This window comes from Chelativorans sp. Marseille-P2723 (assembly GCF_902809845.1).
Taxonomy (GTDB): domain Bacteria; phylum Pseudomonadota; class Alphaproteobacteria; order Rhizobiales; family Rhizobiaceae; genus Chelativorans.
Genome location: NZ_CADDWI010000009.1, coordinates 523,501 through 545,946 on the forward strand (window position 1 = coordinate 523,501; position 22,446 = coordinate 545,946).

A 22,446-nucleotide genomic window follows, 5' to 3' on the forward strand; every position below is an offset into this window, starting at 1 on the left:
CCCCCTCCCGGGATCAGTTGCCGCTGTTGAACATCTGCGCGTTGCCCGGCTGATAGCCCGAGCCAGGTGTCAGAAAGCGCTCGCGCTGGATGCGGCCTTGTTCGGCGGCTGTCGCCCGGTCGGCCTCGAGCATGGCTGTGGCGCGGCCATTGGCGGAGATCACCGCGATGAGGTCCGAAAGCTGCTGCGATTGCAGTGCGAGAAGCTGGTTGCCCGCCTGCGTCGCTTGCAGCGCACCGACCGCATTTTGGCTCTGATCGACCAGCGCAGACATCGCGCTGCGATTGCTGTCGATATTGCCGACCACGCCGGCCTGCACGCGCATGGCGTCCTGCAACCCGCCAAGGGTGTTTTCCCAGCGCGAACGGGCATCGGCGATCAGCTGCGCGTCGGTGGCCGAGATCGAGAGCTTGCCGTAGTCCTGCTGGAACATGCGGTCGATCTGCTGGACGTCGAAGGCGATGCTCTGGGCCTGGCTCAAGAGCTGCTGGGTGCGCTGGATGTTTTGCTGAAGCTGCTGGAGCGAGGAAAACGGCAGGCTCGAGAGATTGCGGGCCTGGTTGATGAGCATCTGCGCTTCGTTCTGAAGCTGGGCGATCTGATTGTTGATCTGCTCCAGGGATCGGGCGGCTGTCAGCAGGTTTTCGGCATGATTGGTCGGATCATAGACGATGCGACCGAACCCGCCGAAAAAGGCGTGTGCGGGTGTGGTGAGCACCGGCGCAAGCGGCGTCGCAAGCGCCAGGGCGAGCAGCGAGACACGCGTGAAACGGTGCAATTTGGGAAAGGTCACAGGTCGATCTCCTCTTGGCTGAACTCTTCATCGATTGAGAATTCGTCTTGGGGCCCGGCTTGGCTCGAGATGCCTATTGCCTGCTCATCCTCCGGGCCCGAAGGCGGCCCCGGGACGAGATTGGGGAGGCCGGGGATCAGGTCGGCGGCCCAGTCCACGCCGCGATGGCGCAGCCAGGCGGCAAGGAAGCCGTCGGCCCCATGCTCGGCGTGGACGCGCTCGATGGCGGCCTGATCGGATTTGGAAGACGCGGCGCAGAGCGCGAGTCCGACTTCGCTGAGGCCCAGCTCGAACAGCCGGTTGCCGCGTCTCGACTGGCAGTAATAGTCCCGCTTGGGTGTCGCCCGTGCGAGGATCTCGATCTGGCGATCGTTGAGACCGAAGCGGCGATAGATGGCCGTGATCTGCGGCTCGATCGCGCGCTCGTTCGGCAGGAGCAGCCGCGTCGGGCAGCTCTCGATGATGGCGGGCGCGATCGCGCTGCCATCAATGTCCGACAGGCTCTGCGTGGCGAAAATGACCGAGGCGTTCTTCTTGCGGAGCGTTTTCAGCCATTCGCGGAGCTGGCCGGAGAAACCGTCATCGTCGAGGGCGAGCCAGCCCTCGTCGATGATGAGCAGCGTCGGGCGGCCATCGAGCCGGTCGCCAATCCGATGGAACAGGTAGGACAGGACCGCAGGCGCCGCTCCGGTTCCGACGAGCCCTTCGATCTCGAATGCCTGCACGTCGGCGGAGCCGAGGTGCTCGGTCTCGGCGTCAAGAAGCCGGCCATAGGGACCGCCAACACAATAGGGTCGCAGCGCCTGTTTGAGGTCATTGGATTGCAGCAGCACGGCGAGGCCGGTGATGGTGCGTTCGCCGGGGGGCGCGGACGCGAGCGAGGACAGCGCCGTCCAGATGTGCTCCTTCACCTCCGGTGTGACGGCGACACCCTCGCGCGCCAGGATCGCGCCGATCCAGTCGGCAGCCCAGGACCGCTCATAGGCATCGTCGATGCGGGAGAGCGGTTGCAGCGACACCGAGGCGTCCGACCCGTCGGTCAATCCGCCGCCCAGATCGTGCCAGTTCCCACCCATGGCGAGCGCCGCGGCTCGGATGGACCCGCCGAAGTCGAAGGCGAAGACCTGAGCTTTCGCGTAACGGCGGAACTGCAGCGCCATCAGCGCCAGCAACACCGATTTGCCCGCGCCGGTCGGGCCGACGACGAGCGTGTGGCCGACATCCCCGATATGGAGGGAAAGCCGGAACGGCGTACTTCCCTCGGTCTTGCCGTAGAGCAAGGGGGGCGCACCGAGATGGTCGTTCCGTTCCGGCCCTGCCCACACGGCGCTCAGGGGGATCATGTGGGCAAGATTGAGTGTCGAGATCGGCGGCTGCCGGACATTGGCGTAGGCATGCCCCGGTAGAGAGCCGAGCCAGGCCTCGACCGCGTTGACGGTCTCGGCCATCGCCGTGAAGTCGCGGCCCTGAACGACCTTCTCGGCGAGCCGCAGCTTTTCGTCGGCGATGCGCGGATCGGGATCCCAGACCGTGATCGTGGCCGTGACATAGGCCATGCCCGCCATGTCCTGCCCGAGCTCCTGCAGGGCCATATCGGCGTCGGCGGCCTTGTTGGACGCATCGGTGTCGACCAACGCGGACTGCTCGTTGGTCATCACCTCCTTGACGATCGCGGCGATCGACTTGCGCTTGGCGAACCATTGCCGACGGATCTTTGTGAGCAGCCTTGTCGCCGCGAGCTTGTCGAGGAGGATCGCCCGCGTGCTCCAGCGATAGGGAAATGCCAGCCGGTTCATTTCATCCAGCAGGCCGGGCGTCGTGGCGGTGGGGAAGCCGATGATGGTGAGGACACGCAGATGCTGATCGCCGAGGCGCGGCTCCAGCCCGCCGATCAGCGGCTGGTCGGCAAGCAGCGCATCGAGATGCATCGGCACCTCCGGCACGCGCACGCGATGCCGGTTGGTGGAGATCGTCGAGTGGAGATAGGTGAGCGTCTCTGGGTCATCGAGCCAACGGCATTCAGGCATGAAGCCGTCGAGCAGGGCCAGAACGCGGTCGCTCCGATCCACGAAGCCGCGCTGCAATTCCCAGGGGTTCACGCCCGATTGCTCGCGGCCCTCATAGAGCCAGGTCTCGGCACGCGCGGACTCCTCGGCCGGCGGCAGCCAAAGGAAGGTCAGGAAATAGCCCGACACGAAATGCGCGCCGGCCTCCTCGAATGCGGCCTTGCGCTCGGCGTCGACCAAGGCCGATGCCGGGTCGGAAAACAGGCTTTCGGGATAGGTCGCGGCCTCGCTGCGCTGAGCCTCGACGAAGATCGACCAGCCGGAGCCGAGACGACGGAGGGCATTGTTGATGCGGCCAGCCACGGCGACAAGTTCGGCGGCGACCGACGAATCCAAATCCGGCCCGCGAAACCTTGCCGTCCTCTGGAAGCTGCCATCCTTGTTCAGCACCACGCCGGATCCGGCCAATGCGGCCCAGGGCAAATAGTCGGCCAGGCGAGTGGCGGTGCGGCGGTATTCGGCCAGGTTCATCATCGCCGGGCCCTCACACCGCCAGGAAAGCCGGGATGCGCAGATGCCGGCGCCCGACTTCGACGAAGAGCTGGTCGCGCTTTGCCGCCCAGACGGCCACGAAATGTCCCACCGCCCAGATCGCCAGACCGACCAGCCAGAGGCGCAGGCCGAGGCCCACCGCCCCGGCGAGCGTTCCATTCAGGATCGCAATGGAACGGGGAGCGCCGCCCAGCAGGATGTGTTCGGTCAGCGCCCTGTGAACCGGGATGGTGAAGCCCGGCACGGCATCGAGCTGTTCGAGAACAGCCGCCATCAGATGAGCGCTCCGCCGCCAAACGAGAAAAAGGACAGAAAGAAGCTCGATGCCGCGAAGGCGATGGAGATGCCGAAGACGATCTGGATCAGCCGGCGAAAGCCGCCAGAGGTGTCGCCGAAGGCCAGCGTAAGCCCGGTAACGATGATGATGATGACGGCGATGATCTTCGCGACCGGTCCCTCGATCGATTCGAGAATGCTCTGAAGCGGCGCCTCCCAGGGCATGGATGAACCGGACGCATGCGCGGCCGGGGCCATGAACAGGCTGACATAGGTGACGGCCGCGGCTGTCGCGATGTGACGGCGAATGCGCAAGGCGTGACGGATCATTCGGACTTCCCTTCTGAACTGATTGCGGGGGTGATGCGGTAGTCGCCGTCAGGGCCGAGCCCTTCGACGCGCGCGAGTTCGACAAGCCTTCGCGCGGACCCGCGTCCGGCGAGGACGGCGACCAGCTCGATCGTCTCGGCGATCAGGGCGCGCGGCACGGTGATGACGGCTTCCTGGATGAGTTGTTCGAGGCGGCGCAGCGCGCCGATGCCGGAGCCGGCATGGATCGTGCCGATGCCGCCCGGATGTCCCGTTCCCCAGGCCTTGAGCAGGTCGAGCGCCTCGGCGCCGCGCACCTCGCCAACGGGGATCCGGTCCGGGCGAAGCCGCAGGGAGGAACGGACGAGGTCGGAGAGCGTCGCCACCCCGTCTTTCGTGCGCATGGCGACGAGGTTTGGCGCGGCGCATTGCAGCTCACGCGTATCCTCAATGATGACAACCCGGTCCGCGCTGTTGGACACCTCGGCAAGAAGAGCGTTGGTCAGGGTCGTCTTGCCGGTCGAGGTGCCGCCCGCGACAAGGATGTTGGCGCGCGTCGCCACCGCCTCGCGCAATGTCGCGCTCTGTTCGGCTGTCATGATGCCGCCAGCCACATAGTCATCGAGCGTGAACACCGCGACTGCGGGCTTGCGGATGGCGAAGGCGGGCGCGGCGACGACAGGCGGCAGCAGGCCTTCGAAGCGTTCGCCGGTCTCCGGCAGTTCGGCCGAAACCCGCGGCGCCCCGGCATGCACTTCGGCGCCGACATGATGGGCGACGAGCCGCACGATGCGTTCACCGTCGGCTGCGGGCAGAATCTCCCCCGTATCGGCCAGGCCCTCGGACAACCGGTCCACCCAGATGCGGCCATCGGGATTGAGCATGACCTCGACGACCGCGGGGTCGTCCAGAAAGCGGGCGATGGCGGCTCCGAGCGCGGTGCGCAGCATGCGCGAACTGCGCGCGCGTCCTTCTGTATTGTTATGTGAAGCCACCATCTTGTCCCCGTTCTGGCCGGGAACAATTGGGTCTTGCCCCGACGGGGACGATTAAAAGAACCCGAACTCGGGTGGATTCAACAACTGTCTTTCGGAGTAGTACTGTAGCGTGCAAATACAGGAAATCGGCGGGATTGCCCGGCACCGCCGACATGCTGCACGGCCCCTATGATGGTTCCGACCGCGCGGGGCTGACATCCTCGCTGATCTCCTGCCGGAGCTGCGGTCCCGCAGCAAGGCGGCGCCCGAGCGCACCGACGAAAGCTTCATAGCGTTCGCTCGCTTTCGCCCGCGCCGCCTGGGCCGCAGGCTCGGGCAGCGCCGGAGTGCTGGTGAGCCAGAAGCGCACGAAAACCGCCAGGGTTTCCACGGAGATCCCGACATCGCGCTCCAGCCTTGAAACGCGCCGGTCGATCTGGTCGAGCCGTTTGACGATGGCCGCTTCACGGCGTTCGTCTGCATCCGGCGACAGAAAGGACGCGATCGCGGCTTCCGCGATCATCGATCGGGACTGGCCACGGCGGGCAGCGAATTCCGCCAACATCGTCATGATCTCGGGGTCGAGATAGACGGAGACCGGAGATTTCTTCTTGCGTGCGGTCATGGCAGTCAGAGGTCCATCCCGTCACCGGGATCCATGCTCGCCTGACGCGCCACGTTCAGCCCCATCACCTGCGTGAGGCGCCGGCTGCGGGTTGCATCGTCCTCACCGTCCTCATCAGGCGGATCGAACTCGTTCTCGATCGGCTTCCTCTTCTCGATCGGATTGGCATGGCTCAACTCCGGCTGCTGCCGGTGCTCGGAACCAGTCGGATCTTCATCCGGATCGCCGGATGTCGTCGTGGTCGTGTCGAACAGCGGACGCTGCGGCACCGGCAAGGCGCTCCAGTCGTCGGACTGTGGCTTGCCGGATCGGACCAGGTCCGGGGGCGTGAGGATGCGCTCCTTGAAGCGCACATCCTCGAAATAGCGGGCCTTCTTCGCGCGGATCGGCGGGGTGCCGGCTAGCATGACGATCTCGTCGGAGGGCGGAAGCTGCATGATTTCACCGGGCGTGAGCAACTGGCGCGCCGTCTCGGATCGCGAGACCATCAGGTGCCCGAGCCAGGGCGAAAGCCTGTGGCCGGCATAGTTTTTCATCGCCTTCATTTCGGTTGCCGTGCCGAGCGCATCGGACACGCGCTTGGCCGTTCGCTCGTCGTTGGTGGCGAAGCTCACGCGCACATGGCAATTGTCGAGGATCGAATTGTTCGGGCCGTAGGCTTTCTCGATCTGGTTCAGAGACTGGGCGATCAGGAAGCTCTTGAGACCGTAGCCCGCCATGAAGGCCAGGGCGCTCTCGAAGAAGTCCAGCCGACCGAGAGCCGGAAATTCGTCGAGCATGAGCAGGAGCCGATGCCGCCCCGCCTTGGTCTGCAAATCTTCGGTCAGACGGCGCCCGACCTGATTGAGGATGAGGCGGACAAGGGGCTTGGTCCGATTGATGTCGGACGGTGGCACGACGAGGTAGAGCGTCGTGGGCATTTCGCCCGCAACCAGGTCGGCAATGCGCCAGTCGCAGCGGCGCGTCACCTCGGCGACGACGGGATCGCGGTAGAGACCGAGGAACGACATGGCGGTGGAAAGCACGCCTGAGCGCTCATTGTCGGACTTGTTCAGGAGTTCGCGCGCCGCGCTGGCGATGACGGGATGCGGGCCGGCTTCTCCGAGATGCGCGGTCTTCATCATCGCGTCGAGTGTCGCTTCGATCGTGCGCCTGGGGTCGGAGAGGAACGAGGCCACGCCAGCGAGGGTCTTGTCGGGTTCGGCGTAGAGGACATGCAGAATGGCCCCGACCAGCAAGGCATGGCTGGTCTTCTCCCAGTGATTGCGTCGCTCAAGACTGCCTTCCGGATCGACCAGGATATCGGCGATGTTCTGGACGTCGCGGACCTCCCATTCACCGCGGCGAACCTCGAGCAGCGGATTATAGGCGGACGAGTCCGGGTTGGTCGGATCGAACAGAAGCACCCTGCCATGCCGGGCGCGAAAGCCCGCGGTGAGCTGCCAGTTCTCACCCTTGATGTCGTGGACGATCGCCGAACCTGGCCAGGTCAGAAGTGTGGGCACCACCAGGCCGACGCCTTTGCCAGACCGTGTCGGCGCGAAACACAGGACATGCTCCGGCCCGTCGTGACGAAGATAGGCGCGATCGAGGCGCCCGAGCACGACGCCATCGGGATCGAGGAGTCCCGCGGCCCTGACCTCATCGGGTCGCGCCCATCGGGCGGAACCATAGGTTTCCGCGTTCCTTGCTTCCCGCGCTCGCCAGACCGACATACCAATCGCGACGGCAATGGCGATGAATCCGCCCGATGCCGCGATCATCCCACCGGTGGCAAAGATGCCCGGCGCATAGGCTTCATAGAAATACCACCACCAGAAGATCGCGGGCGGATAATAGACCGGCCAGCCGCCGACCCGGAACCAGGGCGACCCGAGCTGCGCCTGAAACCCGAGCTCCCATGCCACGTATTGTGTCGCCGCCCATGTCGTGACGAGGACGATCAGAAAGACGGTGATGATCTGGCCCCAGAGGATTCTCGTCGCGGACATGGTGGTTCCTTCCTTTGAGTCTCAGAGCCCGAGGCCCCGTTTACGGCCGAAGCTCCAGTCGACGCCGCCGTCGCCCCGCGCGACGCCCGAGACGTGGCGGCCGAGATTCTTCTCGAGCGAAGGGGACCAGGGCACGAGCTGGAAGCCGAGGCCGTCGTCGATCATGGCGAAGCGGCCGGATGCCAGCGCCAGTCGCTGCCGGTAGGTGCCGGAGACATATTCGCCGCCGGCGGCCCGGTTGAACGGCAGGCCTGTCTCGGCCGCCAGCTTGCCGCCGAGCGCATCGAGTTCCCGGCGCCGCAGCGTGTCGATCAGGTTGCGGTTGAAGACGATGCGTCGCCCCTGACGCTCCGCCAGCCCTTCCTGCAGAAGGCGCTCGGCGCGGCGATCCATCGCTTCGCGAACCTCGGCGCCGAAGCCACCGGAGGAAACATCGATCCGCTCGCGCGCGACGGCCTGGCGGTCCAGCCAGGTCGCGCCGGACGCCGAAATCTGGGCTTGCAGATCGAGATCGGAACGCACGGCGATCGCCACGCGGCGCTGCCCCCTGGCATTGTCGAAGCTGCGAAGCTCGACGATCGATCCGGGAGCGCTGTCGCCTGCGGCATCGAGATCGGGCAGCTTGATGTGATGGGTCCGGCCATCAACGCCGTCGACCACCGCATAGGCCGTCCCCTTCAGCTCGTCATCGAGCCCACGCTCGACCAGCCGGCCGATGACCGGCGCGTCGACACTCTCGGCGGCAAGCACATAGCCTGCGGCGCCACGCTCGATCCCCTTCTCGGTCAGAGCCCGGTGCATGCGTTTGATGATGTCGCCGCGCTCTCCCAATTGGCGCAGCGTTGCCTCGGCATCGTGGCTGATCGACCATTGCCCGGGACCGACCTGCTCGGCGAGGCCGAGCGTTTCCAGCTTCCGGAGCCGGCCGATTTTGAGAGCCTGGTATTCGTCGGGCTGACGGTCGGGATGCGGCGCGAGGTCGATCGCACCTGCATCGCGGGCATCGCGGACGAGCTGGCGGTCGAGCTGGGTCCAGCGCTCGGCCTCGATCTGCCGTTCGAGGGCGCGCCGGATGTCGTGATCGGTGCGCGGCCCCAGTTCCATGGTGATGAGATCACGCGCCCGGTCGCGCATCCCCTCCTTGATATAGTCGCGCGAGATCACGAGGTCCTGCCCGTCGTCCCGAACGCCGCGGACGATCAGATGGACATGGGGATGTTCGGTGTTCCAGTGATCGACGGCCACCCAATCGAGACGCGTGCCGAGGTCCTTTTCCATCTGCCCGACGAGATCGCGCGTGAAGGATTTGAGATCCGACATCTCGAGCGCGTCGTCGGGCGAGACAATGAAGCGGAAATGATGCCGGTCATCGCCGCAGCGCTCGGCGAAGGCCCGCCCGTCGGCAGCCTCCGTCTCCGGCCCGAACAGACGCGCCTTCTCCCCGTCCCGGGTCACGCCCTCGCGGCTGAGGTAATCGAGATGCGTGCCCAGGGGCGCAGCGCGACCGGAATGACGCACGACGCGCGCCTTGACCACGGCTCCCCGTGACCGCGCGGTGATGAAACGATTGGCCTGAATGCTGGCCCGCTGCCCATGCCCGAAGCGTGAGCGGTCCCCGGACGTGACGCGGCCGGAGCGCGACACCGTTCCCCCGGCCTTCTTGGCCGCAGCGAGTGCCTGGGCGATGAAGGGGCGCACGTGCTGTGCCCGCGTCGAACGAATGCGGCCAGGGCGGATGCGAAACTCGCGCTCACCGGCCATGACCCTGCCCCGCAATGTGCGAAAAGCCGAGCAATTCCGGGCAGGTGAGCGGTTCCGGCACATTGCGCTGAGACGCCGCAATGTGTGAAACGCGCTGGAAAACCCAATAAAAACAACCGACCGCCCGGCCCACAATGTGCGGCCTTTTATCCTGCCATCGTCCGGTCGTGGTGCCCGCACCCGACCCTTTCGCCCTCCATGATGCGCAAACGCACGCCAGAACGCGATGGAGCGTTCGGCGGGTCATGGCGCATCGCCCAAATCTTGCGCGGTAACGAAAATGCCCTCCGCGGCGCCCGGATCCGCTCCGGGAACGAGGGAATGGGCGCCCTGCTGCGGCGGGTTGTCCGCAGCTTCGCGGCTGAAATCGCGCGCCACGAAGAGCGGCGCCTCGCGCCAATCGGGCGGCGGTGCGGGCGTGACAGAAGCCGTGCCGGGCGGCCCATCCGCGCCCAAGATCGGCGCGAGGGTCGCGACATAGGCGAGCGTCTCTGCGGGCAGATTGCGACCGTCGGAGAGGTATTCGTCGTAACGGCCCGGTCCGGCATTATAGGCCGCCAGCATGGCCGCGATATTGCCGTAGCGATCGAACATCTCGCGCAGGTAAGCCGCACCCGCGAGAATATTGTCGCGACGATCGAAGGGGTCACGGCCGAGCCGGTGACGCAAGCGCAGCCCGGCCCAGGTATCGGGCATGATCTGCATCAGGCCAATCGCGCCGGCCGATGACACCGCCCGCAGATCGCCCGCGCTTTCGACGCGCATCACCGCGCGGATCCAGTGCTCCGGAATACCGAAGCGGAGCGAGGCTTCCGCGACATACTGGGCGTTCGGATCGCGCAGAACGGCATGAGCCGCGGGTGCGGCCGGGACCTGCGCCAGTGCATCGGGCGCGAACGGTAACGACAGGCCGAGAAGGAGAAGGGAGGCCGTGCGCCGGGCGGCGCGAAACCGCCCGAACGCATGACCCTGGCGACGCCGGAAGCGAAGCTGCGGCATCGCTCAGTCCTTTGAGTCGCGCTTGGGCGCGCGGCTCCAGTGCAGCGACCACGACGTCGCGTCGGCGCCGTTCTGGAACAGGGCGGCGCGCATCGGATGCGGCAGGGCGGGATCGTCGATCAGCACCGAGAGATAGTCTCCGGCCTTCTCGCCGGTGCGCGACCAGGCGGCGCCGACCTCCGGGCCGCTTTCATCCGGGCCGAGGTGAACACGGTGATCGGGCGCGTTCTCCACCCCTGCGGTGTCGACCACGACGATGGCGATCTCGCTGTCGAGCGTTAGGGTCCGGATGCGGCCGAAGAAGCCGGATTTCTGCCGGGTGAACTCACCGATTTGCGGCATGGGACGTTCCTTTCCTTTGCGGCGGAGTGGACCGGGAACGGGCGGAATGTCCGCTCCCGTGCAGGCGTTCACCGCGTTGACGCCTGCGGTTCGAGGCGGCCGTCGCCGTTCTCGTCGGTCCAGATCGGCACGACGCGCGCGGTGACGGATGCGAGGGGGAGCGGCCCGAAATAGCGACCGTCCAGGCTGTCTTCGGTGTCCCAGTTCATCAGGAACACATCGCCATTGGCGATCACCCGACAGCCCTGCCAGGAGGGCAGTTGGCGGCCCCGGCTGTCGCGTTCGCGGGCTTCGCCATAGGCGTGATCGTAAGCCGTGATCTGAGCGCCATCCCGGCACACCTGGGTGCCGGGGAGCGCCAGAACGCGCTTGATCAGGGGAACGCCGCGCGGGAGATAGCGGCGCGCGTCGAGGAAGCCCGCGAGATCGTCCGGCGGCATGACCGCAACAAGATCGCCGACCTCGAGCCGCCCCACAGGGCGAACGGAGTAGAGGCCGATCGGCGCGCTGGCCGACGCATTCCAGATGAAGCGGGGACCGTGCCCGGTCAAATGCGGCGCGACAATCAGCGCGCCCGCCGCCGCCATGGTCCAGACAATGGCGCGGCGGCTCATGGCTGGACGCTCCGCCGTTTCAGCCAGGCGCGGTGCTGGGCTGGCGCATAGGGACGCGGCCGTTCGCCGGCGGCGAGCCGGTTGTGGACGTGCCGCCAGTGTTCGGGCGAGACCTCCACCGCATCGATACCCGCCGCTTCGATCGCGTCGATGATCTGAAGCATGCGCTCCACCTTGGGCCAGCCATGGGTTCGCAGGAGAAGGACGCCGCCGGGATCGACGAGCGGCACGGTCTGATAGGCTTCACCCAGCTTCGGGGCGCACAGGATGTCGAGCCGGGACTCGACCGTTCCATGTTCGTTGGCGGCCCAGCGTACGAGCGCAAAGCAGGAGCCCGGCCGGAAGGAGAGGACACGCCGGCGGCGGTCCAGGATCTCCTCACGCGCAGCCATGCCGAACCTGATCCAGTGTTCGACCGACTTCTCGACCCAGACCAGCTCAACACGAGTGAACCGGTCGGCCATGTGCGCGGATCGAGCCTGACCGGATGTGGTGCTTGGTGTCATTCGCCATCTCCGCTGGTTGGGGGAAACTCCCGTGCGAGGAGCTCGCGCGGCATGTCGGCGACGGTCATGCCGCGCCGGAAGGCGGCGATCTTGATCCGCCCCCGCAACTCGGGCGTCACGTCGATGGTTAGCCGGGCGGTATTCGTGGCCGCTTCGTCGCGTTTCGGGGGCGGTCCGGCCTTGATCCATAGTTCGGGATCGGCCGGCCGGGTCGCGAAGCCCTTCCTGTTTGCCCGGGCGCTCATGATGCGCTCCGGGGATTGCCGAGATGCGCTACCTCGGCCACCAGCGCGGAGATTTCGCGCGCGGCCGCGCTCTCATGGTCGAGTTCCCGGACGATCCGTCCGGACTGCGCAGCGGCGGCGAAAGCAATGCGCTGACCGATGCGACTGGCCAGGGCCGGTGGGTCATGATCCGCGAGCGTTTCGGCGGTATCTCGCGCCAGCACAGTGCGCGCCCCGCATCGGTTCAGGACGAAGCGGGCCACCAGTTCCGGCCGGTAGACGCGCGCCTCCGAGTTCAGCGCAAGCATTTCCGCGGACGCCCAGCCGTCGAAGGGCGACGGGTGCACCGGGATCAGCACCATGTCCGTTGCCAGCAGCGCTGAGCGCATGAGTCCGGCCACACGCGGCGGCCCATCGATGACGACGAGATCGGCATCCCTGGCCAGCGCGGGGGCTTCGCGATGCAGTGTGTCTCGGGCGAGACCGATCACGCTGAACAGGCGTGGCAGCCCCTCGCGAGCGCGCATCTCGGACCAATCGAGCGCCGAGCCTTGCGGGTCAGCGTCGACGAGGATGACCCGCCGTCCTTGCATGGCCCACTCGCCCGCAACGGCGAGCGCCAGCGTCGTCTTCCCGACGCCGCCCTTCTGATTGAGCAAGGCGAGGATCATTACGCGCCTCCCGAGGGGTCGTCGGAAGACGCCGTGGGAGTGCGACGACGGACGGTGAAAGTGTCAGCGGTGGCGCTCCGATCCTGTGCATGGCGCTTGTCGCCGGACGTTACTTTCAGCGCATTGCCGACCTTCACGATGAGCTTTTGCACATCGCGTCTGCGCTCTTCAAAGTTAGATTCTTCGTTAGACTCTAAGTTAAGGGCGCGATTTTCGAAGCGATTTCCGGGCTTTACGCCCCGTTTGGGTTCCTGATAGCACGAGCCCTGGGTTCCCGATAGCACGATAGTCCGGGTTCCCGATGGCACGAGGCCATCCACAGGTTTTCCACAGGCTGGGCTGGGCTCGAAGGCCAGCAACATCCGGCCGCCGTATTCGATCTCGGTGAACAGCGTGTAGCCGGGGAGCGGCTGGCGCCGGATGATGTCGCGCAGCTCGAAGGCGAAGCGCTTGAACGGCGACAGGCTGCCCGATTTCTGGTGAAGATAGCGAAAGTCGAAGCGCCAGCCGTCCTTCTGCCGACCGCCATGCTTGCGGACGAGACGGTAGAGCCAGCGTTCGAGTCCGCCCGTCAAATCGAAATAGGCTCGGTCGATCGTGAGGATGAGCGCATCGTCGAGGACGGCCTGGTAGAACCAGTCCGGGACGATCATCTCGACGCCGTCGGGTCGGCCCTTGTGGTTGGTCCGCTCCTGCCACTCGTTGATCCAGGAGAAGCGGTGGCGGCGTCCTTCGGCCGTCTGACGCAGCGTGGTCGATATCGTTGTGGATTGCAGCCGGTCCAGTGCGGCCTTCAGGCGCCGGTAGTCTCGCAGGCTGGTGCCGCGGCCGATGAAGGTGAGAATCTCGTAGGGCGTCGCCATCATGAGCCGCGAGGTTCGCAGCCCGGCATCGCGTGCCTCCACGATCTGGCTCGCGGCCCAGATCAGGATGTCGGCGTCCCAGATGGTCGCCATCCCGTGATCGGGGACCGCCTCGACGCGGATCGAGACGGCTCCCGCGCTGAAGTCGATCGGCGCGACGCGATGAGACTTTGAGAGGGAGAAGAAGGGATAGGCCATAAGATCCTGCGCGTCTCGTGGCGCGAAATCTCCCGGAAGCGCTCTGAACAGATCGAGCTGCCCGCGCTCCGACAGGGTTCGACGCCGTCCTGTCATCAGCGGGCGGTGCGGACCGCCCGCGGTGAGGCCGGCGGCATCTGCCGCTTGGGCGGAACCAGCTGGCCGCGCGGATCGGTGACCTCCACCACCGATCCNCGCCTCGACGCGGATCGAGACGGCTCCCGCGCTGAAGTCGATCGGCGCGACGCGATGAGACTTTGAGAGGGAGAAGAAGGGATAGGCCATAAGATCCTGCGCGTCTCGTGGCGCGAAATCTCCCGGAAGCGCTCTGAACAGATCGAGCTGCCCGCGCTCCGACAGGGTTCGACGCCGTCCTGTCATCAGCGGGCGGTGCGGACCGCCCGCGGTGAGGCCGGCGGCATCTGCCGCTTGGGCGGAACCAGCTGGCCGCGCGGATCGGTGGTGGAGGTCACCGCGCCGCGATCGGCCCAGGCTTTGAGATCATCGACGGAATAGACGACGCGCCCGCCGAGCTTGTGATAGGCGGGACCAGTACCGTAGGTGCGGTGTTTCTCGAGTGTCCTGGCCGACAGGCTGAGAAATGCGGCCGCCTCTTTCGTTCGCAAGTAGCGTGGCGGCAGAACGGCGGGATCAGGATGCATGGATCGAGCCTCCGTGGGGTTGCGGGACGCCGCAGAGGACCAGCGGCGATTTGCGACCACGGTGGCGGAGAAAGATCGGCGGGGTGGATGGGGAAGATTGGGCGCGAAGAATCCCCACCCCCCGGCAGAGCGGCAGGTTCAGGCCTTGCGTTTGTGCCGGAGCAGCCTGCGGTAGCCGCCTTCGATAAGGGCGGAGGCACTCTCAATCAGCGCGATGACCGTGTCGCGGAGCGCGGATGTTCGCCAGGGCTCCGAGGCGATGCGCTCGGAACCGAACATGGCAATCGCGATCTCCCGGTAGGTGGCGCCGTTGCTGCGGCCATCGGCCGCCTGCATCATCTGGCGCATCCTCCGTCGCTGATAGGGTGTCACGCGCGCGTCGTGCGGGACTGGTCCTGCGTTTGCGGCATGCCAGAGACGGAGAACGGCCTGTAGCCGGTCGTGTAGATCGTTGTCGAGGGGCAGAACGATGGAGGATGCGCTGCCGACGTCGCAGCCGGCCAGATACAAGATTTGCGCGTCGGTATAGGCCTCGTGGATCGCGTACAGGCCCTCCGGGCCTTCGCGGCCGTCAGCAGGCGCGAGCGGAGGCGGCGACGGCAGGAACGACGGCGCGGTGTCGATGAGCAGAACGGCCGGATTGACGAGCGGCGACCAGACGACCTGTTGTTCGAGCACGGAAAGGCTCGGTCGCGCCGGGAAATCGCAACCCCCATAGATGCTGGGCGTCATCGGTGTAGGGGTTTGTCTCCGCATTCATGGCGGCGAGTTCGGCGAAATGCTCCTGATAAGGTTCGGAGCGGCGCAGGCATTCCCAGGCAAGGCCCTCGACCGAGAGGCTGTCGTAGAACTCGTAACGATCGCTGTCGCTCCATTGGGATGTGTCTGGCCGCATCCTCCCCTCCTCGCTTTGACGGAACGGTCGAGTTGTTCAACGATTCCAGCATCATCCGCATGCGGGAAGATCGAGGGACGGCAATGAGCGATGCCGGTTTGGCATCGCTTCACGGCCCCGCCTGACGGGTCAGTGCCGCGGCGCGGATTGCCACAGGAGGTGACGATATCCGGTTCGGGTCATCCATCTCGCTCTCTTTAGATGGCTGTCATGGACGCGGCGCGCGCGAGCCGCCTCGAGTCGAGGGTCAATCCCGAACAGGACTTCCACCGCTTCGGTCCACTCGGCGCCGTCGGCGGCGGCGTCCAGGAGCCGCATGTACAGCTTGATGTGCGTCCGGTCGTAGGCCGTCAGTTCCTCGGCATCGGGAGCATCATCCTCGAATGGCTCGATCATCGAGGACATACCGGCCGCCCCTGAGACAAAATAGCCGTCGGGTGAATGGCTTGCGAGCGGCTACAGGTTTTAGCTGACTGCGAAAGACGCGCTCGCGCGGGCCAAGTATTCCCCGACCCTTTACCGGCGTCCTTTTTCGTCGCGATCATGAACAAGCAGCACCCCCTGTCCGCGTTCGGTCGACAGGAGAACTATTCCAGCCGCTTCAAGGGCCCGGCGAACCTGATCGCGCGTAGTTTCGTAGACCTCGAGCCGGCTTTCGGATTCGAGGCGCTTGAGCGCGGTCAATGATACACGGGCCTTATCTGCGAGCGTCTCCTGCGTCCAACCCAGTAACGCGCGTGCGGCCCGCGACTGTCGGGAGGTGATCATGCATGATCACCTCCCATCGCGACCGGCGCGCATTCCAGAACTACGACTATAATAGTCGTTCTGTTCCGATCTTCTATCTGAAATCGCAGATCCTGAGCCCGGCTTTGCGTGCGTCCTGGCTCAACGCTTCCGAATCGATTCGGCGGCAGCGGCCGGGGTGACGGCTTTCCTGCGAGCAGGGAGGAGGCCCCGACCTGTCGGCCGGGGCCTTGCGCGCCTTAGTCGCCGTTGCGGCGGTTGGGGCGGGACCAGATCAGGGAGTAACCCTCGCCGTCCTCGTCATCGAAGAGGTTGGCGTAGATCGGAGCGGTGAAGCTCGGATCGTCCAGCTTGAGGCCCAGATAGTCGCGGCCCTCGCCCGAGCGCTTGGACCAGGCGGCGCCGATCTCGGCGCGGCCGACCAGGACCCGGTGGCTGGGGGCATTCTCGCCGGTGGCGCGCTGGTCGGGGACGATGCGCACGCCCTTGGCCTGGACGCTGAGGGTGACGATTTCGCCGGTGAATTCGTTCGAGCCGGTCTTCTTGAAGGTGCCGATGGTCGCCATTTTAAGTCTCCGTTTTCCGTTTTCGAGCCCGCACCATTGCGGCCTCGATGGCGATCGACAGGACGGAGACGATCGCTGGCGCACCCCCGCGCAGCAGGGGCTGGACAGCAAAGGAGGAACTTTCTTGTCACCGCGAGGAATGACGGTGCCTGCACCGGCAGGGGAAGAAAGTTGTGACGGCGCTGTTGCGCTGAAGCGGTCGAGGCGCAGCCGGTCTTCGGCCAGATCAGGCCATTGAAGAGGCCGATTGGAGCGGTTGAGAGTCGGGGCATGAAACGGAGACGATGGCGCCCCAGTGGTTCCAGGAAAGACAGACCCGGCCGGCATCACGGCCGGTCCGTCACCCTTCGTCCCAGGCCTTGCGCGGCCTTCCACACGAACGGTTCCACCGGCATTGCCCCCATTGCCGGGTTCAGGATCGGCAGGCGAGTGCCGGAGCTGACATCTTGCGCTCCCGTTACGGCCGCGCGCGGGCCTCACGCCGATCCGGGTCGTACACTCCGATACATCCCCACCTGCCTGCTGACGGGGATGGCCGGTGTCACGCTGCCCTGGCTGTCCGTCCAGCCGCCGCTATGCGTCGTCACGCGCGCGCAAGGTTCCGGTCCGCCGGGCCGGCGGCCGCCCATCCCGCGAGCCGGAGGAAAGCCGTCACGCCCACGGCTATTGCGCCAATGATCGCGAATACGAACTGCCAGGTCTCGGACGGCATCGTGAGTTTGACGATGCCAAGCGTGGCATGGAACCCGGCGAGGACTGCGGGAGCGACAAAGACCAGGGCGATCAGCATGCGCGCCCAGAGCGGGCGGACGAGCATGAGCAGACCCTGCACAACGGCCAGGGTCAGCCCAGCCGCGAGGAGGCCGACGAGCCCTGCGCCGAGCCATCCCGCGCCTGTGCCATAGGCCCAAGTGCCGGCATTCACGCCGAGGAAGAACGGCAGCGCAAAGACCGCGAGGTTGAACAGCAACCAGCACATCGTGCCGATGGCGGCAATGGAAACGAGGATGCCCAGAATGATCATGGTGGCGGCTCCGTGCAAAAGGTTGAACGGTTGCGCCTGCCACCACCTCCACGGCGCAAACGGGAATATAGCATGAACATGCGTGTCTCGGCGAGACGGAATGGCAGGTCCGTTCGCGCGCCTTCGACATGAGAATGTTGGAGGGCAGCGCTCATGCGCTGCCCGTGCCGAAGCGATAGACCGGGATGCCCATCTTGCGGGCCTTGTCGGCCAGATTGTCCTGGATGCCGGTTCCGGGGAAGATGATGACGCCGATCGGCATGGTGGCGAGCATCTGGTCGTTGCGCTTGAATGGCGCGGCCTTGGCGTGTTTCGCCCAGTCGGGCTTGAACGCAACCTGCGGAATCTTGCGATTGTTGGCCCAGGTGGCGGCGATGCGTTCTGCGCCTTTCGGCGTTCCGCCGTGCAGGAGGACCATGTCCGGGTGTTTGGCATGGACCTGATCGAGCTTGTCCCAGATCAGCCGGTGGTCGGCCGTGTCCCCACCCGAGAAGGCGATCTTCGGCCCTGCGGGCACCAGCACCTCGTTGTCTGCCCTGCGCTTGGCGGCGAGGAAGTCGCGGCTGTCGATCATCGCCGCGGTCATCTGGCGGTGGTTGACCCGTGAGCCGGAGCGCGGCGACCAGGGCGTGCCGGTGGTGCGCAGGTAGATGTCGGCGGCGGTATCGCGGAAGAGCTCCATGCTGTCGCGGCGCTCGATGAGGCTCTGGCCGATGCCGATCAGGGTCTCGAGCTGGACGGATTTGACCTCCGAGCCATCCTGTTCCCGTTGAAGGCGTCTCTGCGCCTGCTCGTTGTCGTCCAGTTTGCGCTCGATCCGCTCGACGGCGCGGTGGAAGGTATTGACCGTGGACCACATGATCTCGTCGAGGTCGAAATCGAGGCTGGTGTCAGCCATGCTGGAAATCAGGGCGTCGAAGATATCGGCGACAGCGGTCTGGATGACGTGATCCTCGGGGGTGATCCGGGGATCTTCCTCGTCCTCCGAGGGACGATAGCCATAGAGTTCGAGATCCTCGATGACGTGGCCCGTCGGGGAGGTGCTGTGATCGGGTTCGAGTTCGTCATGAGCGTGCATGGGATGCGTCCTTCGGCTGGACCGCGACCGTCGCGGCCTTCATGGCGACGACAAGCCCACGGGCGATCCGGTCCGGCAGCCCGAGCCCTGGCGAGGGCCTCGATGGCAAAGCCAGACTATTTTGCCTCGCGCTGCAAAGCCCCGAAGGGGCGGCGGAAAATAGTCCGGCGCCGCCATTGCCGGGCCGGACCGTTTGTGGGCCGCTCGCCCTCTCGAAGGCCGAGGCGCGGTCCCCTGACCGTGATGGTGCAGTCCCATATGCCATGACAAGCCGGACCCCGCCCGATCACACCCCTTCCCGGCTATGCAGTGAGGACCATGAAGCGGCTGACGTCCTCGGGGGCGAGTTGTACCCGCACCTCCGCCCGAAGCGCAGTCAGCCCGCGCATGACGAGATCTTCGTTGATGTCCCCCAGCACGGGCGAGAGCGTGATCGCCTCGATCCCGGCCCCGCGTGCCCGGCCGACAAGGCTATCCCGCGCGCCGTCACCTGCCGGATCGTTGTCGCGGACGATATATAGCCTGCGCAAATCGGTCGGAAATAGGATGGCGGCGAGATGCCCGGCCGAGAGTGCGGACACCATCGGCATCGGGGGCATGGCCTGCCGCAGGGACAATATGGTCTCGATGCCCTCCCCCGCCGCCATGACATCCTGCGCCTCGCCAAAACGGACGGCATTGCCGAGCAGGTCGCCCATCGCCTTGCGCGGCGGATCGATGGGCGCCTTGGCCGAGCCGTCACGGGCGAGCCAGGTCCGGTGCGCGCCGGTGACCTTGCCATTGAGGTCGGTGACCGCGGCGATCATCGCAGGCCAGGTCTCGGTCGGACCATCGCCCTCGGGCCGCCAGTAGCAGTTCGGATGGAACCGAAGATTTGCGACTCCGCGTAAATCCGTAATGCCGCGCTTGCGCAAATACGCTTCTGCGACGCTGCCCGTGATCGGCCGGGTCATGCGCCAGAGCCTGCGCGCGGCCTCGGACGAACCCGATGGCGCCGTCGGCCGCCTGTATGCGGCCCCGGCTCCGGACGGGGCAGGCTGAGGAACCGTCGGGCCTCCTCGGCGACATCCGCGAAGTCGATCAGGCCGAGGGATTCCCGGATCACGTCGAGCAGGTCGCCATGCTCGCCGGTCGCCGGGTCGGTCCATTTCCCGGCGACACCCTTGGCGCTGTCATGCAAGCGTACGAACATCGAGCGCCCGGCGGTGTTGCGGACGTCACCGACTTGCCAGTAATTGCCCTGCTTGCGCCCGTTCGAGAGATAGAAGCGGCAGACCGCCTCGGCCTGACGGCCGAGACGCTGCGCGAGATCAGTGGCGTCGAGACGGGACATTACGCGGCCTCCCGCTCACCGATGCGCTCGACCGGGAAGCGGTCGAGGAGCCTGGCCGCAATCTCCGGCCCGGATGCGCCCACCGGCACGAAGAAGCGCAGCTTCCACGAGATGATCTCGCTGAAGAGGCCATAGGCGCGCAGGCGCTCCCGCATCGACTCGGTGAAGCCCGAAAGCTCGATGCGGTTCGCACCCATCACGCGGGCGCGGCGCAGCTGCAATCCTTCGGCGAGATCGAAGACCGTGCGGCCTTCCAGCAGTGCGGCATAAACCGCATCGGGCGTCAGACCAGCGGGGACACCGCTGGTCGAGGCGCTGGCGGCCCATGCGGGAGAGACGCGGCGGCCGATGATCCGTTCGCCCTCATCGGTCTGAAGGCGATAGACGCGGGAAGACTCCTGCGGCAGGCGCTTCCAGATCGGCAGCAGCAGACCTGTCACCATATGCAGCGTGCTGTCGGTAAACTCCGGCACCTCGGCGAGTTCGGCCCTCCAGGCCGCGCCGAATGTCTCCCGGTCGACCTCGACCCAATGGGTCTCGCCCATCATGCGTAGGGGGACGTTGTGCGCCTCCATCGGCCGGATCAGCCGGACGCGCCGTTCGATCTCGCCATCGTCCAGCATGACGCTGGTGGTGGGGATCTGGACAGCGGCACGGCCGGAACGCTCATTGACCAGCAGCTTCGCGCGGGGATCGTCAAGTTCGGCCGTCGCTGCATCCAGCGTGACCGGCCGGTTACGCTTGCGCTCGGCAATGGTCAGGAGCCGGGTCTCGGCGCCGGTCGCCGGATGGGTGTAGATTACCTGCCGGTCGGTGACGGTGAAGCTCTCGGCGCGCAGGGTTTCCAGCCCCATATCATAGGCGCCCGAGGCGATGGCCCCGTCGATCCTGGCCTCAAGCAACTGCTCGAAGGCCGAGAACAGGATGCCCTGGAGTTCGATTGTCAGTGCCAGCAGACGGTTGAGGAAGGTGGTGATCGGTGGCAGGTCATCCTTGAGACCATTGCTGTCCATCAGCTTGAGACCGGTGGCAGATTCAAACCGCTCCAGCGGGCAACCCTCCACCTTGCCGCGCACGACCAGCAGATAGAGCTGGCGCAAGGCGTCGCGGGCATAGCTGGATTCCAGATTGTCCTCGGGCCGGAACAGGCCTTGCCCGCCGGTCTGGCGCTGGCCGCGCGTGATGGCGCCCAGCGTATCGAGACGTCGAGCAATGGTGCTGAGGAAACGCTTCTCGGCCTTCACATCCGTTGCGACGGGCCGGAAGAGCGGCGGCTGCGCCTGATTGGTGCGGTTGGTGCGACCCAGCCCCTGAATGGCGGCATCGGCCTTCCAGCCGGGTTCCAGCAGATAGTGAACGCGCAGGCGCTGGTTCCTGGCCGAGAGTTCGGCGTGATAGCTGCGCCCGGTTCCGCCCGCGTCCGAGAAGACCAGGATGCGCTTCTGGTCATCCATGAACGCCGAGGTTTCGGCAAGATTGGCGGAGGGAGCGCGGCTCTCGACAGCGAGGCGTGCTGCCGGACCTTCGCCTCGGCGCACGATCCGCCGCGAGCGTCCCGTCACCTCGGCGACCATGTCGGTCCCGAAATGCTGCACGATCTGGTCGAGCGCGCCGGGAACGGGTGGCAGGCTGGCGAGCTGCTCGATCATCTCGTCGCGCCGGGCCACGGCCTCGCGGCTTTCGACCGACTGGCCATCGCGAAAGACCGGGCGCGACGACAGATTGCCCTCGCCATCGGTGAAGGGTTCGTAGAGCTGCACCGGGAAGGAATGGGCGAGGTAATCGAGAACGTATTCCCGCGGCGTGATGTCCACGCGGACGTCGCTCCATTCCTCGGTCGGCAGTTCGGACAATCTCCGCTCCATCAGCGCCTCGCCGGTCGAGACGATCTGGATGACGGCGGCATGGCCCGCCTCCAGATCCTCCGTGATCTGCCGGATCAGGGTCGGCGTCTTCATGCTGGTCAGCAGATGGCCGAAGAAGCGCTGCTTCGCGCTCTCGAAGGCGGAGCGTGCGACAGACTTCGCCTGCGGGTTCAGCGTGCCCTCGCTGCCGGTGATATTGGCGGCCTCCATCGCCGCATCGAGATTGTTGTGAATGACGGCGAATGCTCCGGCGTAGGCATCGTAGATGCGGCATTGCTCGCCCGTGAGCTGGTGCTCGACCAGTTCGTATTCGACGCCATCATAGGAGAGCGACCGTGCGGTATAGAGGCCGAGCGCCCGCAGGTCGCGGGCCAGAACCTCCATGGCCGCCACGCCCCCGGCCTCGATCGCCTCGACGAATTCGGCGCGGGTCGCAAACGGAAAATCCTCGCCACCCCAGAGGCCGAGCCGCTGTGCGTAGGCGAGGTTGTGGACCGTCGTGGCGCCGGTCGCCGAGACATAGACCACGCGCGCGTCCGGCAGGGCGTGCTGAAGCCGCAGGCCCGCGC

The 22,446-nt window shown here is 66.0% G+C and carries 25 protein-coding genes and 1 pseudogene; 1 reads left to right on the plus strand and 25 read right to left on the minus strand.

Annotated features, from left to right (window positions below):
* Positions 1-13: 13 nt before the first annotated feature.
* From trbJ to HUS57_RS09905, 20 genes are all read right to left on the minus strand, one after another.
* A complete protein-coding gene (gene trbJ / locus HUS57_RS09810) occupies positions 14-793 on the minus strand; it encodes a P-type conjugative transfer protein TrbJ (RefSeq protein ID WP_246727820.1) in 780 nt (259 codons plus the stop codon).
* The gene (gene trbE, locus HUS57_RS09815; RefSeq protein WP_173933164.1) at positions 790-3,333 is read right to left on the minus strand and encodes a conjugal transfer protein TrbE; all 2,544 of its coding nucleotides are present in this window, start codon (positions 3,331-3,333) and stop codon (positions 790-792) included. Before trbE ends, trbJ begins: the two co-directional genes overlap by 4 nt.
* A 10-nt stretch (positions 3,334-3,343) precedes the next feature.
* Complete coding sequence (locus tag HUS57_RS09820; protein WP_173933165.1) at positions 3,344-3,625, minus strand: VirB3 family type IV secretion system protein; 282 nt, start codon at positions 3,623-3,625, stop codon at positions 3,344-3,346.
* Positions 3,625-3,957, minus strand: coding sequence for a TrbC/VirB2 family protein (locus HUS57_RS09825; RefSeq protein ID WP_173933166.1), 333 nt, complete (start codon positions 3,955-3,957; stop codon positions 3,625-3,627). The genes HUS57_RS09820 and HUS57_RS09825 overlap by 1 nt, the downstream gene beginning before the upstream one ends.
* The gene (trbB, locus tag HUS57_RS09830) at positions 3,954-4,934 is read right to left on the minus strand and encodes a P-type conjugative transfer ATPase TrbB (protein ID WP_173933167.1); all 981 of its coding nucleotides are present in this window, start codon (positions 4,932-4,934) and stop codon (positions 3,954-3,956) included. Before trbB ends, HUS57_RS09825 begins: the two co-directional genes overlap by 4 nt.
* Positions 4,935-5,100: 166 nt before the next feature.
* On the minus strand, positions 5,101-5,538 hold the full coding sequence (locus HUS57_RS09835) for a ribbon-helix-helix protein, CopG family (protein ID WP_173933168.1): 438 nt from the start codon (positions 5,536-5,538) through the stop codon (positions 5,101-5,103).
* A 5-nt stretch (positions 5,539-5,543) separates the two neighbouring features.
* The gene (locus tag HUS57_RS09840) at positions 5,544-7,529 is read right to left on the minus strand and encodes a conjugal transfer protein TraG (protein ID WP_173933169.1); all 1,986 of its coding nucleotides are present in this window, start codon (positions 7,527-7,529) and stop codon (positions 5,544-5,546) included.
* A gap of 21 nt (positions 7,530-7,550) precedes the next feature.
* Positions 7,551-9,290, minus strand: a complete 1,740-nt coding sequence (locus HUS57_RS09845; RefSeq protein ID WP_173933170.1) for a VirD2 family relaxase/mobilization nuclease — start codon at positions 9,288-9,290, stop codon at positions 7,551-7,553.
* A 243-nt stretch (positions 9,291-9,533) separates the two neighbouring features.
* Positions 9,534-10,289, minus strand: a complete 756-nt coding sequence (locus HUS57_RS09850; protein WP_173933172.1) for a lytic transglycosylase domain-containing protein — start codon at positions 10,287-10,289, stop codon at positions 9,534-9,536.
* Positions 10,290-10,292: 3 nt separating this feature from the next.
* On the minus strand, positions 10,293-10,631 hold the full coding sequence (locus HUS57_RS09855) for a DUF736 domain-containing protein (RefSeq protein ID WP_173933174.1): 339 nt from the start codon (positions 10,629-10,631) through the stop codon (positions 10,293-10,295).
* 68 nt (positions 10,632-10,699) lie between these two features.
* Positions 10,700-11,245, minus strand: coding sequence for a S26 family signal peptidase (locus tag HUS57_RS09860; RefSeq protein ID WP_028710008.1), 546 nt, complete (start codon positions 11,243-11,245; stop codon positions 10,700-10,702).
* The gene (locus tag HUS57_RS09865) at positions 11,242-11,751 is read right to left on the minus strand and encodes a DUF2840 domain-containing protein (RefSeq protein ID WP_173933176.1); all 510 of its coding nucleotides are present in this window, start codon (positions 11,749-11,751) and stop codon (positions 11,242-11,244) included. The genes HUS57_RS09860 and HUS57_RS09865 overlap by 4 nt, the downstream gene beginning before the upstream one ends.
* Positions 11,748-11,996, minus strand: coding sequence for a hypothetical protein (locus tag HUS57_RS09870; protein ID WP_173933178.1), 249 nt, complete (start codon positions 11,994-11,996; stop codon positions 11,748-11,750). The genes HUS57_RS09865 and HUS57_RS09870 overlap by 4 nt, the downstream gene beginning before the upstream one ends.
* Positions 11,993-12,646, minus strand: a complete 654-nt coding sequence (gene parA, locus HUS57_RS09875; RefSeq protein ID WP_173933179.1) for a ParA family partition ATPase — start codon at positions 12,644-12,646, stop codon at positions 11,993-11,995. The genes HUS57_RS09870 and parA overlap by 4 nt, the downstream gene beginning before the upstream one ends.
* Positions 12,646-14,088, minus strand: coding sequence for a replication initiator protein A (locus tag HUS57_RS09880; protein WP_246727821.1), 1,443 nt, complete (start codon positions 14,086-14,088; stop codon positions 12,646-12,648). Before HUS57_RS09880 ends, parA begins: the two co-directional genes overlap by 1 nt.
* Positions 14,088-14,369 (minus strand): helix-turn-helix domain-containing protein, encoded by a 282-nt coding sequence (locus HUS57_RS09890; RefSeq protein WP_173933181.1) that lies wholly within the window; start codon positions 14,367-14,369, stop codon positions 14,088-14,090. The genes HUS57_RS09880 and HUS57_RS09890 overlap by 1 nt, the downstream gene beginning before the upstream one ends.
* Positions 14,370-14,507: 138 nt before the next feature.
* Complete coding sequence (locus HUS57_RS09895) at positions 14,508-15,047, minus strand: DUF2285 domain-containing protein (RefSeq protein ID WP_246727822.1); 540 nt, start codon at positions 15,045-15,047, stop codon at positions 14,508-14,510.
* Positions 14,941-15,264: a DUF6499 domain-containing protein gene (locus HUS57_RS17945; protein WP_246727823.1), complete on the minus strand. Its 324-nt coding sequence runs from the start codon at positions 15,262-15,264 to the stop codon at positions 14,941-14,943. The genes HUS57_RS09895 and HUS57_RS17945 overlap by 107 nt, the downstream gene beginning before the upstream one ends.
* Positions 15,265-15,393: 129 nt before the next feature.
* Complete coding sequence (locus tag HUS57_RS09900; protein ID WP_173933185.1) at positions 15,394-15,669, minus strand: DUF2285 domain-containing protein; 276 nt, start codon at positions 15,667-15,669, stop codon at positions 15,394-15,396.
* A 111-nt stretch (positions 15,670-15,780) separates the two neighbouring features.
* Positions 15,781-16,032, minus strand: coding sequence for a helix-turn-helix domain-containing protein (locus tag HUS57_RS09905; RefSeq protein ID WP_107815998.1), 252 nt, complete (start codon positions 16,030-16,032; stop codon positions 15,781-15,783).
* 2 nt (positions 16,033-16,034) lie between these two features.
* Here HUS57_RS09905 and HUS57_RS09910 point away from each other — a divergent pair, with 2 nt between their 5' ends.
* Entirely contained in the window at positions 16,035-16,193 is a 159-nt protein-coding gene (locus HUS57_RS09910; protein WP_173933187.1) for a hypothetical protein, read from the plus strand.
* Between the two features lie 57 nt (positions 16,194-16,250).
* On the opposite strand, the gene HUS57_RS09915 is transcribed toward HUS57_RS09910, so the two are convergent.
* The 5 genes and pseudogenes from HUS57_RS09915 to HUS57_RS09935 form a co-directional block, all read right to left on the minus strand.
* Positions 16,251-16,577 carry a DUF736 domain-containing protein gene (locus HUS57_RS09915; RefSeq protein ID WP_137390450.1) on the minus strand — a complete coding sequence of 109 codons (327 nt, stop codon included), beginning with the start codon at positions 16,575-16,577 and terminating at the stop codon, positions 16,251-16,253.
* A gap of 583 nt (positions 16,578-17,160) precedes the next feature.
* Positions 17,161-17,601 carry a hypothetical protein gene (locus tag HUS57_RS09920; protein WP_173933189.1) on the minus strand — a complete coding sequence of 147 codons (441 nt, stop codon included), beginning with the start codon at positions 17,599-17,601 and terminating at the stop codon, positions 17,161-17,163.
* A 151-nt stretch (positions 17,602-17,752) separates the two neighbouring features.
* Positions 17,753-18,679: a DUF2493 domain-containing protein gene (locus HUS57_RS09925; protein WP_173933191.1), complete on the minus strand. Its 927-nt coding sequence runs from the start codon at positions 18,677-18,679 to the stop codon at positions 17,753-17,755.
* 302 nt (positions 18,680-18,981) lie between these two features.
* Positions 18,982-20,012 (minus strand): annotated as a pseudogene (locus HUS57_RS09930) (toprim domain-containing protein).
* Positions 20,012-22,446: strawberry notch C-terminal domain-containing protein (locus HUS57_RS09935; RefSeq protein ID WP_173933193.1), on the minus strand; the 2,435-nt coding region annotated here is incomplete at its 5' end. The pseudogene HUS57_RS09930 and the gene HUS57_RS09935, both read right to left, overlap by 1 nt.